16 protein-coding genes are annotated in these 17,087 nt (G+C 61.9%); 3 read left to right on the top strand and 13 right to left on the bottom strand.

Going from position 1 to position 17,087, the window contains the following annotated elements:
- Window positions 1-326: 326 nt before the first annotated feature.
- The 7 genes from IVB45_RS38720 to IVB45_RS38685 all read right to left on the bottom strand — a co-directional run bounded on the left by IVB45_RS38720 (window position 327) and on the right by IVB45_RS38685 (window position 7,617).
- The gene (locus IVB45_RS38720) at window positions 327-749 is read right to left on the bottom strand and encodes a hypothetical protein (protein ID WP_247360227.1); all 423 of its coding nucleotides are present in this window, start codon (window positions 747-749) and stop codon (window positions 327-329) included.
- A gap of 18 nt (window positions 750-767) precedes the next feature.
- Window positions 768-989 carry a hypothetical protein gene (locus IVB45_RS38715; RefSeq protein ID WP_018457704.1) on the bottom strand — a complete coding sequence of 74 codons (222 nt, stop codon included), beginning with the start codon at window positions 987-989 and terminating at the stop codon, window positions 768-770.
- Window positions 990-2,146: 1,157 nt separating this feature from the next.
- Window positions 2,147-3,016: an ABC transporter permease gene (locus IVB45_RS38705; RefSeq protein ID WP_247360228.1), complete on the bottom strand. Its 870-nt coding sequence runs from the start codon at window positions 3,014-3,016 to the stop codon at window positions 2,147-2,149.
- A complete protein-coding gene (locus IVB45_RS38700) occupies window positions 3,009-3,869 on the bottom strand; it encodes an ABC transporter ATP-binding protein (RefSeq protein WP_247360230.1) in 861 nt (286 codons plus the stop codon). The genes IVB45_RS38705 and IVB45_RS38700 overlap by 8 nt, the downstream gene beginning before the upstream one ends.
- Window positions 3,866-4,924, bottom strand: coding sequence for an ABC transporter substrate-binding protein (locus IVB45_RS38695; protein WP_247360231.1), 1,059 nt, complete (start codon window positions 4,922-4,924; stop codon window positions 3,866-3,868). Before IVB45_RS38695 ends, IVB45_RS38700 begins: the two co-directional genes overlap by 4 nt.
- A 21-nt stretch (window positions 4,925-4,945) precedes the next feature.
- Window positions 4,946-5,872 (bottom strand): TauD/TfdA family dioxygenase, encoded by a 927-nt coding sequence (locus IVB45_RS38690; RefSeq protein ID WP_247360233.1) that lies wholly within the window; start codon window positions 5,870-5,872, stop codon window positions 4,946-4,948.
- Between the two features lie 302 nt (window positions 5,873-6,174).
- Window positions 6,175-7,617, bottom strand: coding sequence for an FAD-dependent oxidoreductase (locus IVB45_RS38685; protein ID WP_247807641.1), 1,443 nt, complete (start codon window positions 7,615-7,617; stop codon window positions 6,175-6,177).
- 369 nt (window positions 7,618-7,986) lie between these two features.
- Here IVB45_RS38685 and IVB45_RS38680 point away from each other — a divergent pair, with 369 nt between their 5' ends.
- The 3 genes from IVB45_RS38680 to IVB45_RS38670 are packed head-to-tail and all read left to right on the top strand — an operon-like array spanning window position 7,987 to window position 10,470.
- On the top strand, window positions 7,987-8,823 hold the full coding sequence (locus tag IVB45_RS38680; RefSeq protein WP_247360237.1) for a class I SAM-dependent methyltransferase: 837 nt from the start codon (window positions 7,987-7,989) through the stop codon (window positions 8,821-8,823).
- Between the two features lie 45 nt (window positions 8,824-8,868).
- The gene (locus IVB45_RS38675) at window positions 8,869-10,212 is read left to right on the top strand and encodes an LLM class flavin-dependent oxidoreductase (protein WP_247360239.1); all 1,344 of its coding nucleotides are present in this window, start codon (window positions 8,869-8,871) and stop codon (window positions 10,210-10,212) included.
- A gap of 45 nt (window positions 10,213-10,257) precedes the next feature.
- On the top strand, window positions 10,258-10,470 hold the full coding sequence (locus IVB45_RS38670; protein ID WP_247360241.1) for a hypothetical protein: 213 nt from the start codon (window positions 10,258-10,260) through the stop codon (window positions 10,468-10,470).
- Between the two features lie 213 nt (window positions 10,471-10,683).
- On the opposite strand, the gene IVB45_RS38665 is transcribed toward IVB45_RS38670, so the two are convergent.
- From IVB45_RS38665 to IVB45_RS38640, 6 genes are all read right to left on the bottom strand, one after another.
- On the bottom strand, window positions 10,684-12,102 hold the full coding sequence (locus tag IVB45_RS38665; protein ID WP_247360243.1) for a PLP-dependent aminotransferase family protein: 1,419 nt from the start codon (window positions 12,100-12,102) through the stop codon (window positions 10,684-10,686).
- 6 nt (window positions 12,103-12,108) lie between these two features.
- Complete coding sequence (locus IVB45_RS38660; RefSeq protein WP_247360245.1) at window positions 12,109-13,542, bottom strand: NAD-dependent succinate-semialdehyde dehydrogenase; 1,434 nt, start codon at window positions 13,540-13,542, stop codon at window positions 12,109-12,111.
- Between the two features lie 170 nt (window positions 13,543-13,712).
- Entirely contained in the window at window positions 13,713-14,612 is a 900-nt protein-coding gene (locus tag IVB45_RS38655) for a dihydrodipicolinate synthase family protein (protein ID WP_247360246.1), read from the bottom strand.
- Between the two features lie 11 nt (window positions 14,613-14,623).
- Window positions 14,624-15,463 carry an amino acid ABC transporter ATP-binding protein gene (locus tag IVB45_RS38650; RefSeq protein ID WP_247282772.1) on the bottom strand — a complete coding sequence of 280 codons (840 nt, stop codon included), beginning with the start codon at window positions 15,461-15,463 and terminating at the stop codon, window positions 14,624-14,626.
- On the bottom strand, window positions 15,463-16,116 hold the full coding sequence (locus tag IVB45_RS38645; protein ID WP_247360248.1) for an amino acid ABC transporter permease: 654 nt from the start codon (window positions 16,114-16,116) through the stop codon (window positions 15,463-15,465). Before IVB45_RS38645 ends, IVB45_RS38650 begins: the two co-directional genes overlap by 1 nt.
- 11 nt (window positions 16,117-16,127) lie before the next feature.
- Window positions 16,128-17,030, bottom strand: coding sequence for a proline racemase family protein (locus tag IVB45_RS38640; RefSeq protein ID WP_247360250.1), 903 nt, complete (start codon window positions 17,028-17,030; stop codon window positions 16,128-16,130).
- Window positions 17,031-17,087: the final 57 nt, after the last annotated feature.

The raw sequence follows: 17,087 nt of genomic DNA, 5'->3' as shown, positions 1-17,087 counted from the left end.
CAATCGTCTCGTCACATCGCGATTGAACCGCTTCCTCGTCGAGATTCTTAGAGCCAAAAGATGCGGCGCACACTCGACATCTTCAGTCTGAATCCGCTCGGATGCTGCGAGCTGTCGAGGAAATGGTCTCACGCGGCCGATCCACGAAGCGGCCGAACGTAGTTAGGCCGCGGTTCAAGTAACACTAACGCACGGACGATCTTGCGTCGATCGGGCCCAGCGCCCATGCTGGATGCAGTCGCGAAGTGGTCCGCGTCTCGCGTAACGGCGCCTTCGCGGCGAGGGGTCGCCGCCGTCACAAGCGACGGCCCCGCCCATGATCAGCTCTAGTGACCGCGCCGCACTGCTCGGGGCACAAACGGCAGTCTCGGAGAAAACGACTTCGCGATCGCGAGAACTGCGGCTTCGTCAGTTTCGAGTGCGATCTTCTGGGCGAGCATCACATCGCCAACTGCCAACGCCCGTTCGGGGAGGAAGCACCACCCCACCTTAGGCTCCAACTGTTCATCCAGCTCCAAAACATTACTCATCGTGCCCTGATAAATTCGGTATCGACGGCCAGTAAGAGAACCAGCGACTTCAAAAAAGCCATTGGCATCAAATTGCGCGCGCTGTTCTGGAGATAGCCATTCCCGCAAAAGACGACGTGCACGCGCTTCCGGGCCATTGTGCTCGTTGAAGCTCCGATAGAGGGCACGCAGGGCACGCAGACGCGCGCCCTGGGCGACGTTACGTCCGAACAAAAACATCTTTGATGCTGGACGGTTCTACCCGCCGACTAAGTGCGGATAGAACAGCGTTTCCTCCGCTGTTGGATCAAATGACCGTATCAGCTTGAGATCGCCGGCCGGCGTCCGAGTGGCAGCGGTAAATCCCTGGGCGGTGAACTTCTTGAAGCGCCGCTCAGCCTCGGCGAGCCCCTTCGGGTCCTCTCGCTCAAAAAAATGTCTGCTGTCGCCTGTGCTGTCCATTACGATCTGGGTAGCCATGGAAGAGAACTCCGCGATGCCTAGCCTCTGATGAAGAACAAACCTCGCCCCTGTGAATAGTGTTCCTGCTCTCGGGAAATTTCGTTCTGCCGTCTTTATAATCGGGATCGTCTGGCTCGCTGAAATCAATGAGAACCTGATCCGCCGCGACCTGAGGGCGGCACAACTGGCGAAGCTGGTCGGAAAGCGGAAGCCGGCTTATGAGGCGGTGCATCCGAGACGAAGAAGGGCGGCGACCGCAGATCAATCCGCCAAATTGGCGGTACGGGCAGCTTCGCAAGGGACACGTCAGAAAAGAGCGGGACACCGCTTCGTACGGTCGAACGGATAGTACGCGCACTCGGAAGCTAGGTCCCGATCTCGGACCATGTTTCAACAAGTTGCGTACCAACCGTCAGGAAATGGAACGAGGAGCGAGGGGCCGTCCTCGTTGTTATCGTTTGCAGCTTCGGGCCTGCCGGTTGCTAGAGGCTCGGCGGCGAGCTCTTCCACCTCAACGGCACTCGCCGCGTGACGCCCGGCGCACCTTAAATCGCTTTGCATGAACAAAACTCCCCACCGGGGTACGATCAAATATGGAGCGTCTTCAAAGATTTCGATCAAAGGGTTACGACGATAAAATATCAGGTCTCCTTCCCAAGCGATAGGAGCGCGACCCTGTCCTTTCCGCATCCTTATCGTGCAGCGCCATCGGCGTTGCAGTGCAGCCAAGAGTCGCCCCTCATCGTTTGAGCAATGGGCGCTCGGCGAAGCTCGCTCGCCACAGTCACGTCCATCTCAGACAGCGCACACACAATGTGGAAAGCCGCCCCCGTGATGCTTTGCGGCGGGAGGTGATCGGCCGTCACGACGTCGTCATGGAGCAGCTCGTAAGGTCATCTTCGTTCTCGAGCCCACTGTTTCGCGAGCACGTAGCACTTTTGTGCCTAGGCAGAACCGGGGCGCGTCTGCATGTCGTTCTCCTCAACCGCCTCAGCATTGCGCTCGACAGCCTGTGCGACCAGGTCCATCGCGCCGCGCTCTTCATCGGGCGAGCGCGACCCTCCTCGTCCGGATCACGATCGGCCGCGGCTCGACGATTGGGGGCAACGTCTGGGTGACCGAAGATGCGCCGCCAAACAGCTTCGTGACGCAGGCTACGGCCCGCAACAACGGGGCTAGGCCGCTACGGGCGCCTTCCAGCGCATCAAGCGACGTTCCAGCGCCTCGAGGATCGCGTTGAAGACGAGGCCGATCACGGTGATGCCGAGGATGCCGAAATACATCTGCGGGATCAGGAAACTGTACTGGCTGTTGATGATGAGATAGCCGAGCCCGGACTTGGCACCGACCATCTCGGAAGCGACCAACACCAGCATCGCGGAAGCGCTTGCCAGCCGAATGCCGACGAAGATGGTTGGCAGCGACGCCGGCAGGATCACCTTGCGGAACAATTGGCTTGGCGTCGCGCCCATCGTCCGCGCCGACTTGACCAGCAGCGGATCGACCTGCCGCACGGCCGCGATGGTGTTGAGCAGCAGCGGCCAGGCGCAGCTATAGACCACCATCGTGACCTTCGAGAGCTCGCCGATACCGAGCAAAAGGATGAACACCGGCAGCAGCGCCAGCGGCGCCGTGTTGCGCGCGATCTCGATGGTCTGGTTCAGCAGATCGCCAAGCCGGGCGTACCAGCCCGTGAGCAGGCCAAGCGGCACCATCAGAACGACCGCAATCAGGAATCCGCTCAGCGCCCGCAGCAGGCTTGCGCCGACGTCCTCATAGAGTTCACCGCTCTGCGCGAGCTGCCAACCCGCGGCGATCACCTCGGAGAACGGCGGCAGGAACGTCACGTCGATCAGACCCAACCGCGGCGCCGTCTCCCAGACGGTCAGGAACAGCAGCAGCAGCAGCGATCGCTGCCCGATGGCACCGAACCATCGCGCGAAGTCGCCCGGCGCCGCGGTACGCGCGCCGGCGCGTCGTGCGGCTCGGTCCTTCGGACTTCCCTCGGCCAGCTCCAGCAGCGTCAGCACCTCCAGATTAGACATGAGCCAATTCCTTCGGCTTTGCGACGCCCTCGCCGTCCGCTGCGGGGCCCTGAGCTCCTTGCGCCTTCAACACCTCGTCGCGCAGCAAGGACCAGACCTCATGCCGCACACGCCCGAACTGATGCAACGAGCGGACGTCCTCGGTTTCGCTATGCAGTTCGTCGGGAATATCGACGATCTGCTTGATGCGGCCGGGACGCGAAGTCATCACCGCCACGCGCTGGCCGAGGACGACGGCTTCGTCGATGCCATGCGTGATGAACAGGATGGTCTTTCCGGTGCTGCGCCAGATCCGCAACAGCTCGCCTTGCAGCGTCTCGCGCGTCTGCGCGTCGAGCGCCGCGAACGGCTCGTCCATCAGCAGCACCCCGGGATCGTAGGCCAGGCTTCGCGCGATCGCGACGCGCTGCTTCATGCCGCCCGAGAGCTCGTGCGGATAGCGGTCGGCAAAGCCGGACAGCCCGACCAGATCGAGATAGTGCAGCGCCTTCTCCCGCCGTGCCCTGGCCTTCAGGCCGGCGATGTCGAGTCCGAACTCAACATTCTGCGCGGCCGTCCGCCAAGGAAACAGCGCGTATTGCTGGAACACGATGCCGCGGTCGCGCGCCGGCCCGTTGATGGCCTTGCCGTCGAGCAGGATCCGCCCGCTGCTCGGCAGCGAAAGGCCGCCGAGCAGGTCCAGCAAGGTCGACTTGCCGCAGCCGCTCGGCCCGACCAGCGCAAGGAACTCGCCGGGCCGGACATCCAGCGTGATGTCGTCCAGCGCGGTGAAGCGTTGCGCCGGCCCGCCATCCTTGCCGCGGACCAGGAAGTCCTTCCGGACATGCTCGAATCTGATCTTGGTCGTAGTCATTTCGCCTCCGCGGTCTTGCCGGGGCGGAAATAGTTGAACTCGTTGGTGTAGAGATCAGACGGCTTGAGCTGGTCCGGCTTCAAGAGACCATCCTTGACCAGCCAGTCGACCCACACCTGCAGCTCGGCATCGCCGATCACGCCGCCCTTGGTCGCAACACCCGTGCTCTTCCAGTACTTGATCGGTGTGGCGTCCTCGTTCCGCTTGCGATCGGCGATGATGCGCTCGAAACGGGCGCGAACTTCCTCCGGCGGCGTCGTCTGCGCCCAGGCGATGGCACGCGACACGCCCTCGACCAGCCTGCGCGAGGTGTTGGGATTGTCCTTGATGAACTTGTCCCTCAGCACGTAGGACCCGCCGGTGAAGTTTCCGAAGATGTCGGTATCGGCAAACAGCCTGCGGATGCCGCCGCGTTCGAGCGCCTTGTCGCGCAACACGCCGTTGAGCGTGGCCACCTCGACCTGTCCCTGCCGCAACACCTGCTCGCCGGTGACGGGCGGGATCGCGACCAGCGTCACCTGCTTCGCATCCGCCGGCGTAAGGCCGTTACGAGCCAAGTATTCGCGCAGCACGAATTCGAGATGTGCTCCGAGCGTGTTGACCGCGACCTTCTTGCCGATCAGGTCCCGCGCGGTCTTGATCGGGCTGTCATCCTTCACGTAATAGCCGTTGTAGGTGTTGTCGTCCGAGCCGTAATAGCCGACCACCGCCTTGATCGGCGCCTTGGCCGCGATCAGCTTGATGATCGCGCCATAGAACGCGCCGCCGATGTCGATATCGCCGGTCACCACCGTCTGGATGTCCTGCGGACCGCTGATGGTGTTGCCGATCCATTTCAGCTTGAGCGGCGCGAGATAGCCGAGGTCATCGGCCAGCTCGATAAACGTGACTTGGCCGGCCCAGCCTTGATAGCGGACCTCGGTCCTTTCGAGCTGCGGCTCGGCCATGGCGCTGCCGACGAGCCCTATCAGCCCGAGGGCGGCGAGGCCAAGTTGCCACCCTCTTGCACGCAGACCGGCAACCAGGCGACGCAACGCAGAGATAGCGATTTCCATTGTATTCACTCCTCGCTCGTTTCAGGCGGCCTTCGCCTGTGGCTTGGTCGACTTGACGCGGGTGACGCTGTTGCGGCCGTCGATGCTGACCGGCACTTCGCCGTCGATGGTGGCGCGCCGGACGACGCGGTGCTGGTCGCCGTAATCGTTGACCGCGTAGTGCTGGGTAGCGCGATTGTCCCAGATCACCACATCACCCTGCTGCCAGCTCCAGCGCACCGTATTCTCGGGCGCAGTGATGTGGGACTGGAACAGGTCGAATAGCTTCTGGCTGTCATATTTCGACAGGCCGACGAAGCGCTGGACGAAATTGCCAAGCACCAGCGTCCGTTCTCCGGTCTCGGGATGGACGCGAACGACGGGATGCTCGGTCTCGTAGATCGTGCCGGTGAAGACCTCCTCGAAGTGCTTCCTGTCGGCCTCGCTCGCGCGGGTCTTGACGGCGTAGTCATAGGCGTTGCTGTGCACCGCCCAGAGCTCGTCCGCGAGCTTGCGCAGCGGCGCCGGCAGATCGAGATAGGATGCCGCGGTGTTTGACCAGATCGTATCGCCGCCGAACTCGGGGATCACGACGCCGCGCAGCACGGAGATCTTCGGATAGGCGTCGACGAAGGTAACATCGGTGTGCCACTGGTCGGCGCGGCCGCCGCCGCGTCCGGAATCGAGTTCCAGGATCGACGCCGTTCCCTTGGTCGCGCCGACCGTCGGGTGCGGAACCAGTTTGCCGAGCCTCACGGCAAAACTCTCCTGCCCCGCGTCGTCGAGATGGTCCTGGTCGCGGAAGAAGACGACCTTGTGCTCGAGCAGAACCTGGTTGATCGCCGCGATCGTCCGGTCCCGGAGATCGCCCGAGAGCTTGATGTTCCTGATCTCCGCGCCGATACGTGCCGACCGCTTGACGATATCCGCGCGCGGAATGACGTTGTCGATGGTGATTGCGTCCGTCATGTCATTTTCCCCAAAATCGCGATCCCGTTTGGACAAGGCTCCGCCGTTCGCCGATCGCTGATGCGATGGCGGAGTAAATACACAGCTGATGGTCGTGATCGATCCTCTTGCAGTATCGCCGTCTGCTCTGGCGGCAATCGGGTCCGGCGGGATCTTCCCCGAGAGACGGCATCAATGCAGCCTCTCGCTCAGTCACAGGATGCTAACTCAAGACTTTCGGAAATAGCTTCCAAAGTTGGACGAAGGTGGAAAATAGTTGCACGCACCCGCACGACGTATCCGATTGATATCTGCGCTTTCTGCTATTCAGCCGCGACGACGCTCTGCGTGCGCCACACCGCAGGCGCATAAAGTGCAGGTTCGAAATCGTCGGCGATCGGCGCATTGATGCGGGCCTCATGCGAGGCAAGATCGTCCAGAAAGAGATCCCTGCTGATTTGCGCGACGACGGCCGGGATATCACGCTTGAAGCTCGGGACGTCTCCAATTGGCAAGCCGAAGCTCACGAACGCCGCAGGGTTGAAGACGTGGATGTTACGGAGATAAGGAGCGCGGCCGGGTGCCTTCTCGAGGAATTCGTGCCCCGACCCGAGATAGGGATGTGCGCCTAGGGTCTCGTCCTGCTCGTCCGCAGAAGGCGAAAAGCGGTCGCGCCACAACAGGATGTTATCGGAGAAGGCTGCCAGCTCCGGTGTTTTTGCGAGATCGACCCGATAACCCGTACCGGCGATCACGAAATCGAATGCGATATCGCCATGCGGCGTGGTCGCAAGCAGCCGCCGCCCGAACGGCTTGGCCGACGTCCACGGCGCCGCCAGACGAAGGTGGAAATTCGGGAACTTGACGGCGCGCGCGACCGCATCAGGCGGTGGCGTGGATCCGGCACGGCGGAAGCGGATGGCCTGGTGCCAGCGAAGAGCATCCGGCAACGATCCGTAATTGTCGTAAGCTCCCGGATAGCCGCGCGTCCTGATCACCGGCTCCGAGGCAAGCCTGTCGCGCCGCGCGAAGAGATGCACCTCCCTCGCCCCGGCTTCGAGCGCCACCGCCGCCGCGTCGAATGCGGAGGCCGCGCTGCCCAACACCGCGACTGACCTGTCGCGCAGCTTCTCGAAATCGATCGCTTCCAGCGTATGAGCGTAAAGCTCTTTTGGCAGATTGCGCGAGAGCACGTCGGGGACGGACGGACCGCCGTTACTGGGGAAGCCACTGGCAAGAATGATCTTGCGGGCCGTTTCAGTTCGCGCTTCGCCGGCCAGGTCGAGATGAAGCCGCAGATGGTCAGCGGCCGGCTCGACACGGAGAAGCCGCGTCCGGTAGCGTACGTTGATGCGAAGCGTGCTGCGATACCAGTCGAGGTAGGCGGCCCAATCCACCCGGGCAATGCGATCGATCGCTTCATACGCGGCGGCGCCGTGGCGGGCTTCATACCAGGCCTGGAAACTCAGCCCTGTCAAACCGGGTTCGGGCCCAGGCAACCCTTTCGGCGTACGCAGCTTGTTCATGCGCGCGCTGCTCAACCAGGGGCCGGACGAAGCAGCGTCGCCGGCGGCATCGATCAGGGTGACCTTGCCGATGCCGGCACGACGCAACGCAAAGGCGAACGCGCTTCCGGATTGCCCGCCGCCGATGATGGCGACGTTGTGATCGATCCCCTGACGGTCAGGGATCCAGTTCTGCGGATCGGGTCCAATCAGGCGCAAGGTCTCGCGCGCCGCAGTGTCGACATCGGGACTGAAACATATTCGCACCTCGATTTTTCAGCATCAAATGCGGTCAAATCGTAGAAGCGAACGATACTCAGTCAATGAAATGGAATCGGCTTTGTTTTTCAACCCGCACAACGAACCCATCGCCGGGCTACGGCGTGTTGAAAGATTTGCGTAGCGTCGTGGAGCGAGCCAGAGACCGGGGCGAGACGCTCGGCATGCGCGGGCATCCAATTGGCACGATCAGTTTGCAACATCATCTCTTCCAGGGATGCGCGCCGCTAGATTCATGCTCGCATCACACCGAACAACGCAAATCAATTTCATCGACATTCCTCGTTCCGACAACATAAACTTCGTCCAATCAAGCCGTCTCGTCGGCCCGTTGGAGATTTGAGAAGCACGATGTCGATCCCCGGCGTCATCAGCCTTGAACGAGACACACCCGAGCTTGCTCGGACCTATGAGCAGGCCGGCATCCTCCAGTTTCATCACGGTAAATTCCTCGTCGGCCCGCTCGCATTGAAGGCCGGGAATCACGTGCTCGATATCGGTGCCGGTACGGGCCGCCTTACCGAATTCGTCGCAGAACTTGTCGGCCCTGACGGCCGTGTGACCGGCATCGATCCTCTCGAGAACCGTATTGCCATCGCGCGTCTCCGCGCGTCGAAGACGCTGGCATTCGCGGTCGGCCGCGCCGAAGACCTTTCGCGCTTTGAACCTGCGGACTTCGACGCCGTCTATCTCAACAGCGTGTTCCATTGGATCGCGGACAAGCGGCGAGCCCTGCACGAAATTCACCGCGTTCTCAAGCCGGGCGGCCGGATCGGGTTGAACGTTCAGGACCCGACCAAACCTCACGAGTCCCGCACCTTGCTTCGGCAGGCGATCGAACAGGCTGGGTTCGCCGAGAGGAGTAGTGAAGCGCACCGGGTGCTCGGAGCCACTGACGACGAGCTCAAAATGCTCTTCGTTGAGGCCGGTCTCGTCGATTACCGAAGCGACCTGCGTTCACTGGTCGATTTGCATGACGACGTGAGTTCGGCGCTCGGATGGTCCGAGGCTAGCGCATTCGGTAACTTCCTCGGCGGCTTTTCCACAGCGGAACGGGAAGCGATCGAGCGCGCCTTTGCTGGCTTGGTCGAGGCGAAGCGCACCCCGGAGGGCCTCCGCCTGGAGCGATATCTGCGCTTCGCGTTCGCTCGAAAGCCGGAGCCACGGGATTCCTCTCCGGGTCTTTAATCGTTCAAGTCTCACCATTGGCCATCGCATCGGGACAAACGAACCATGAGCAACCAACGCCAGCTTGTTCTCAATCTCTTCATCTATCCGGGCGGCCATCACGAAGCCGCGTGGCGCTATAAGGGATCTGAACCGGACCGCATCCTCGACATCACCCATTATCAGGAGCTGGCGCAACGGGCCGAAGCGAGCAAATTCGACGCCATCTTCTTTGCCGACGGGCCGGCGCTGGCCGACAACGTTCGGTACGCCCAGCGCCTTCGTTTCGAACCAATCACCTGGCTCGCAGCGATTGCCGCCGTCACGAGCCGTATCGGGCTGATCGCGACGGCGTCAACGACCTATACCGAGCCGTACAATCTGGCACGGCTGTTTGCGTCTCTCGACCATCTCAGCCGGGGTCGCGCCGGCTGGAACATCGTCACCACCGGTGCGCAGCAGGCCGCACAGAACTTTGGGTTGCCTGAACATCCGCCTCACCACGAGCGCTATGAGCGCGCCCGCGAATATCTCGACGTGATCTCCCGGCTGTGGGATAGCTGGGAGGATGACGCGCTCGTCAACGATCCGGCTTCTGGCATCTTCGCCGACACCAGCAAGATCCACACGCTCGACCATATCGGCAAGCATTTTCGCGTTCGTGGCCCGCTGAACATCTCGCGGGCGCCGCAGGGACGGCCGGTCTACGTACAGGCCGGCTCTTCCGACGACGGCCGCGCGTTCGCCGCCCGGTTCGCGGAGGCAATTTTCACGGCGCATCAGACACTGGAGTCCGCGACGGCGTTCTATGCCGACATCAAGCGCCAGGCCCGCACCTTCGATCGCAGTCCCGACGAGATCAAGATCCTGCCCGGCATCAGCCCCTTCATCGGCAGCACGCAGGCTGAAGCCGATCGACTTCAGAACGAATTCAACGAGCTGATCCAGCCCGAATTCTCCCTGACGCAGCTGCGTCAGATGATCGGCCTCGACCTCACCGGCTACGATCTCGATGGCCCGGTTCCCCGGGATCTCATCGACACAGCGAGCGCGCGCGGAGTCGCAAGCCGCTTCAAGCTCGTGGTCGATATCGTCGACCGCGAGAAGCCGACCATTCGCCAGCTGGTGCAGCGCCTCGCCGGCGCGCGCGGCCACTGGGTCATTGCCGGCACGCCGGAGAAGATCGCGGACAACATCCAGACCTGGTTCGAGGGCGGCGCGGCCGATGGCTTCAATGTTATGCCGCCATGGCTGTCCGGCGGCTTCGATACCTTCGCCGAGCAGGTCATCCCGATCCTGCGCAAGCGCGGCCTGTTCCGCGAGGACTACACCGGCACGACCTTGCGCGAGCACTACGGACTCGCGCGGCCGGCCAGCGTCTACTCCAGCGCAGTCAAGGCGATTGCCTGAGACTGTTTCCGCACCCACATCCAGACTCGCGAACAGCAAGCTGACATGAAGACCGCGTTGTTTCTCCTCTCCAGTCTTTTGGCCATTTTCCTCCTCGCCGCCGGGTCCTATGTCGATTTCTCAACAGGTGCTGAAGCCAACAACGCCGTGTTCAAGTCCGAGATCGACTCCATCCTGATTCGTACAGTCGTGTCGGCCTTCTTGCTATTAACGATCGGGCTGGCCAACTATTTCATTCTAAATCGACGCGACCGATAATAAGGGCCGGTTCTACGCGAAGGGCGGCCGACCGCGTCAACCGACGCAATCCCAAGGACCGAGTGTTGGAGAGTCGGCAGAAATGGGCGGTCGTTCGCCAAGGGCTAGTAAGTTCAGGTTGCGGGAGCAAGCACGGTTTCTTGCGATTGATCGACAGTATAGTTCCGCGACGGATTGCGTGGCGTAAAAGTCTCCCGCTCGCCGGTCGCAACGTCAGGCGACAGAAACGACGTTTACTGGGTGCCGGACGAGGATTTCGCGCAAAGTCTGTAGCGCATCGGAGAGTGCGACAACATCTTTTGGTGCGCCAAGGCAGATGCGGGTTGCGCCGGGGTCGCCGTCATTAACCGCGAATGCGATGCGTGGGGTTACGAGTATGCCGCGGCCGCGGGCCGCGGCGGCAAATTGATCTGCGGACCACTCCCGCGGCAATGGCAACCATGCATAGAACGCCGGGCACTGAAGCTTTGCGGCTTTTGGAAAAACGTCCAGGAACACCCGGTAACGCTCAAGCGCCTGCAGGCGCCGCTCACGCAGAAGATGTTCAAGCTTGCCGCTCTCGATCAGCCGCACCACCACCTCGCTCAGCATCGGAGCTACGAACCAGGCGGAGGCGTGCATAAGGAGCTCGGTTTGAGAAATGTGGTCGGTCGGGACCGTCAATGTTCCGAGCCGGAAGGCGGGAGCAAGGCACTTGGAGTACGAGGTGATGTAGAAGGTGCGGCTCGGTGCCAAGGAGGCGATCGGCACCGGACGCTCGGTGAAGAAAAAGCCGTAAACATCATCCTCTATCACGGCGAGATCGAGCTCTTCGGCCACTTCGGCGATGCGCCGCCGGCGGGCGAGACTCATCGTACGAGCCGTGGGGCTCTGTAACGTCGGCATGCAGTAGAGCACCCGCGCCCCGGACGTGCGACAGGCCTCTTTTAGCGCCTCCGGCTTGATGCCCTCGTCGTCCATCTCGACTGGTATCAAGTTGAGGTGGCTGGCCGCCGCGATCGCTTTGAAGCCGGAATAGGTGAAGGTATCGACCAGGATATTGTCGCCCGGCTTTGCTACCAAGCGAAGGGCAATGTCGATCGCGTGCTGAGCGCCGTTGCACAGGAACAGCTGAGTCGGGTTGACGGTCAGCTTGCTATCCGACATCGAAGCAGCGATGATTTCGCGATGCTGCCAAATGCCCCCATGGGGATGGTAGCGGAGCAACGGTGCAAGATCAGCCTCGCGCACCACCTCACTGAACGTCTGTGAGAGGATCTGGGTCTCGCCGCCCTCGACGGGTACGTTCAAGGCCAAATTGATCGGCTCATCTCTAGGTGGCGGCTCGGCTCGGGCGGCGGAACGGCGCCGGACGAACGTACCCTGCCCGACATGACCGCTGACGATACCGCGTTGTTCGGCCTCCTGATAGGCTTTGCTCACAGTCCCGACGGAGAGACTAAGCTCACGTGCCAGGTCACGGTGCGGCGGCAGACGATCGCCGTCCGATAGCCGGCCATCGGCGATGTCCTGCTCAAGAGCATTGACCAAGGCTAGATAGCGCGGTCCCTCGGAAGCGAGCTGCCGAGGTCGCCAGGCGGAAAGTGGCCCGTCCAAGCTCACGTCTCGCGCTCCTTTTCCTTTCGGTCCCATCGGATGCTAGACATGAAGATGGCCGACATATTTTCTGACAGTGTAGGACTCCAGACCCTCGATGCCGCCCTCGCGGCCCCAGCCACTGTCGCCGATTCCGCCGAATGGCGTCTCGGGTATCGTCACCACCATCTGGTTGATGCCGATGACGCCGACCTCCATCTCCTCCGCTATGCGATTGGCAGTCGCGGCGCAGCGGGTGAAGGCATATCCGGCCAGACCGTAGGGCAATGCATTCGCCCGTGCGATGGCCTGTTCTAGGTCATCAACAGGTTGTACCAGCGCAAGCGGGCCGAACGGCTCTTCTCTCATAGCCCGCGCCCGGTCCGGCATATCCGCCAGGATGGTGGGTCGATACATCAGACCCGTCCCCTTCAGTCGTTCACCTCCGACCACAAGGCGCGCCGAGTGGGACAAGGCGTCGGAGATCAGGTCGTCCATGGCAGCGACACGGCGCGTGTTGGCGACGGGCCCCACTGTGGTGCCCGCCTGCAGGCCATCACCGACAACCTGCTTCTCCACGAAGGCACGAGCGTGTTCGAGGTACTCTTCGTAGACCGGCTGTTCCACGAAAAATCGTGTCGGCGAAGTGCAAACCTGGCCAGTGTTGCGCAGCTTGATGGTCATGGAGAGTTCCGCCGCGCGCTGTACGTCGGCGTCTTTCGCGACGATCACCGGTGCATGGCCGCCCAGCTCCATTGTGGCGAGGGTCAGGGTCTCTCCTGCAAGCCGAGCGAGGTGACGTCCCACGGGTGTTGATCCCGTGAACGAGATTTTGCGGATGATGGGGGAACGCAGGAGATATTCGGAGACTTTTGCCGGGATGCCGAAAACCACGTTCAGCACGCCTTTGGGGAGCCCTGCGTCGGTGAGCGCCCGCGCGATCTCCAGCGTGGTACCCGGCGTTTCCTCAGCTGGCTTGATGATGCAAGTGCATCCGGCGGCAAGAGCGGGGGCGATTTTGCGCGCGGGCGTTACTGCCGGGAAGTTCCAGGGCGTGAAGCAAGCGACCGGGCCGACCGGCTCCTGCGTGACCGTCTGGCGCATATCGGGCAGGCGCGCCGGGATCACTCGCCCATAGCTGCGCCGCCCCTCTTCCGCGAACCAGTCAAAAAACTCTGCCGCGGCGGTGATCTCACCCCTCGCTTCCGCGAGGGTCTTACCTTCCTCCAAGGTCAGCACAGTGGCGATATGGTCTAAACGCTCTCGCATCAGGCCGGCCGCGCGGCGCAAGATCTGCCCCCGCTCATAAGGCGAGGTGCGCCTCCAGCCTGCGAAGGCCCGGTTTGCCGCCGTGAGTGCGCGGTCTAGTTCTTCCGTCCCGGCGTGCGGCAGCTTACCAAGAGGCTGCTCCGTCGCCGGGTTGAGAACGGTCTCGCTTCCAGCATTGGTTTCCTCGATCCACTCACCATCGATCAGGAGTGCCAGTTTCGTATACATCTTCGATTCCTTAGACGGATATGTTGCGCTCAGGCGCGAGTGAACGAGAGTCCGATTGGACCGAGCCCCTTCTGTCGAGGTGGCACCGATGTGAACCGTCTCTGCTCTCAAAGTAAGTGGGCTCTGCGACCGACGTTGATTTCCCCAGTGGCAGGATTGGACCGGCCTTCTTAGGCCTTAGCCCAGCGCATAAGACCGGCCTCGGAAATGATCTTCGCGATGGCCGCCTTCTGTTCGTCTGCCAAGGGCAGCAGCGGCAGCCGCGGGTCACCCGCGCTCCGACCGAGCTGGCTCATGGTCTCTTTGATGGCCGCGTAATAGGATCCGGACTGGAAGCAGCGATAGAAGGCGAAGACGTCGCGGCCGAGATCATCCAATCCCTTGTCACCGCTGAGAGCCTTGTCCCAGTAGTCGCGGATCAAAGGCCCTGCGATTTGATGCGCCATGGCGACAACGCCGTGAGCACCAACGGCGCGGGCGGGCACGATCATTGTCTCGTAGCCGACGAAGACACGAAGTCTGTTCCCGACACGCTGCACAAGCTCAGTCACTTGGGTAATGACGCCGGAGCTATCCTTGATCGCGACCACCGTTGGCAGTGCGGAGAGCTGCTCGACAAGGGCTGGCGTGATGTCGACGCCGGCGCGCCGCGGGCTGTTGTAGAGCATCAGCGGCAGTGACGTGTTACGGGAGATGTGTTCGAAGAAGGTCACGATCTCACGCGGACTCGGCATGGCGTAGATAGGTGGCAGGATCATGCCCCCCGCGCACCCCGCTGCCACGGCCGATTGGCACGCTTCAAGCACGTCCTCGACACGCAAATCGGCGACGCCCGCCAGCACGGGAAGGCGGCCGCCCACATGGTCAACGGTCAACTTGTAGAGACGCGCGCGCTCGGCCTTGGTGAGCGCATAAAATTCTCCGGTGCTGCCAGCCGCCACGACGCCCTGCGCACCATTGGCGATCGCATCGTCAATGAGCGCCTTATATCTGGTCTCATCAATCGAGCCATTGGCGCCAAAGGGAGTGACGAGCACGGGGAAGATACCGCCCCAGGTCACGTTGGTCATGATCTACTGTCCTATGCTGGAGATGTGGTTGAAGGTGCGGCCGCCTGCGAAGTGAGGGGGCCGAGAAGACGGGCCTGCTCAGTGAACCGGCCGACGAAGGCAGCGAGCCTCGGGTTTGCGTTCGAAAGCAGGAGTTCACGCGGAGCTCCGCTGGCTGCAACGACTCCTTGGTCCATGAAGACCACTCGATCGGCTAGCTCATAGGCGAAGCCGATTTCATGGGTGACGATCACCATGGTCATTCCTTCGGCGGCGAGCTGGCGGATCGCGGCGAGCACCTCGCCAACCAGTTCTGGGTCCAGCGCCGAGGTCGGCTCGTCGAAAAGCATGATGGTGGGCTGCATAGCGAGCGCCCTGGCGATGGCAACGCGCTGCTGCTGACCGCCCGATAATTGCGAAGGATATTTGTGCCCGGCCTCGGGAAGACCCATACGGGTGAGGAGCTCGCGACCCCGAGCCTCGGCTTCGGCGCGCGACACTTTCTTCACCACCACTGGGGCTTCGATGATGTTCTCTAGCGCCGTACGGTGGGGGAACAGGTTAAAGCTCTGGAACACCATTCCGGTTTTGACGCGCGCGGCGCTGACCTGCCGGCCAGAGAGCTTCAGCCGCTCGGCCCCGGAGCGACGGAAGAGAGGCGCCCCCTCGATGACGATCTCGCCTTGGTCTGGCTCCATCAACAGGTTCATGCATCGCAGCAGCGAGGTTTTGCCCGAGCCGCTCGCGCCAATCAGGCAGACCACCTCTCCGCGATGGACGTCGAGATCGACGCCGCGAAGTACATGGTTTTTACCATAGGACTTCTCGATGCCCCGAACGCTCAGTACGATTTCGGCGGATGTCACGGTCATCACGCGGCCTCCTTGCGCTCGAAGCGGCGAGAAAGAGCGCTGAGGGGGAACAGCAAGAGGATAAAGACGGCGCCGATCGCGGTGTAGACCTCCATTGGCCGGTAGGTGAAGCTCGCGATGTAGCCTGCCTGATAAAGCAGATCAGGGATGGTGAGCACCGAGAGCAGCGTCGTATTTTTGAGCTGCATGATGGTCTGGCCCATCAGCGGCGGCACCATGCGGCGGAGTGCCTGCGGCAGGATGATCCGCTTCATGCGCTGCACGTACCCCATTCCCAAGGCGATTGCGGCGTCAGTCTGGCCACGGTCGATCGACTGGACGCCAGCGCGCAGGATCTCGGCATAGAAGCCGCTGGCATAGAATCCGAGACCCAGAATGCCCGCAGTTTCTTTTCCGATCTGGATCTGAAGAAAGATCGGCAAGGCATAATAGGTCCACATCAGCAGCACGAGCAGCGGGATGTTGCGGAAGAACTCGACCCAGACACGGCCGGTCCAGCGCAAGATCAGCCATGGGGTGAGCTGAAGCAGCGCCACAAAGAGGCCGATCGCGAGCCCGATGGCGCAGGTGTAGATCGTGTATTTCAGAGTGACGAGCAGCCCGTAGGCCAGAATGTCCCAATTCGCGAAGACGATGGAGGGATCGAATTTCATGGCACTCTCCATCAATTGGGAAGAAAGCCGGCTGGCAGCGGATCGTCCGTTTCCAGCACGAGCGTGGAGAATCCCGTTATATGAGCCATGCCCCGCACCTCCGGGATCACCGCGGGCTGGCCATCATGCCCTCTGCCCAACTCGGCGACCTTGGCCTCAAAGGGCACGCCAAGAATGTTCTCCGCTCGGTAGTGCGCGCCCACGGCCAGCTGCCCGCGGGCGTGAAGCTGGGCCAATCGGGCGGAGGTCCCGGTGCCGCAAGGCGAACGGTCGAACTTATTGCCGGCCAAAATCACCAGATGGCGGCCGCCACCCGTGATCGACTGATAAAACAGAACGCTGTCGACCTTCGGCACTCCGCTTTGATTCAGCGCTTCCTTGATTCCCAATCCCACACGGCACCAGCGGCTGGCGTGATCAATGCTGAACGGAAGATCGAGTTTATCAGCGTCGACCAATGCGTAGGTAATCCCGCTGTAAGCAATATCGCAGCTCACCGTGCCGAGACCTTCGACCTCGGAAACAACATCGGAGGCGAGCACGAAAGAGGGCACGTTGCGCAACAAGACGGACGTGAGCTGGCCGGCTTCGAACGTGCCGGTCACACGGACGATACCCGCCGGGGTCTCGATCGACATGCCGTTTTGCTCAAAGCCCTGCGGCAGAGCTCCCGTTGCGGCCAGACTGGCGATGTAGCCGATCGTGGCGTGCCCGCACATGTCGGCGTAGACGTAGGAGAAGATGAAAAACAGCCCCTTGTCCGCCTCACGGGAAGCCACGGGCACGGCCGCAGCCATGGCGGCATGCCCGCGCGGCTCATGGAGCAGTAACGTTCTCAAGCCGTCATGATTGTTACGGAAATCGTCCCGCTGCTCGCGGACGCTGTCCCCGCGCAACACAGGGATGCCTGCCATGACTGTTCGGGTGGGATGCCCTGCGGTGTGGCTGTCGATGACTGTGAAGAGACGGCT

This window comes from Bradyrhizobium sp. 4 (assembly GCF_023100905.1).
GTDB lineage: Bacteria > Pseudomonadota > Alphaproteobacteria > Rhizobiales > Xanthobacteraceae > Bradyrhizobium.
Note: the sequence above shows the minus strand (reverse complement) of the source record. Positions and strands in the feature narration are given on the sequence as shown.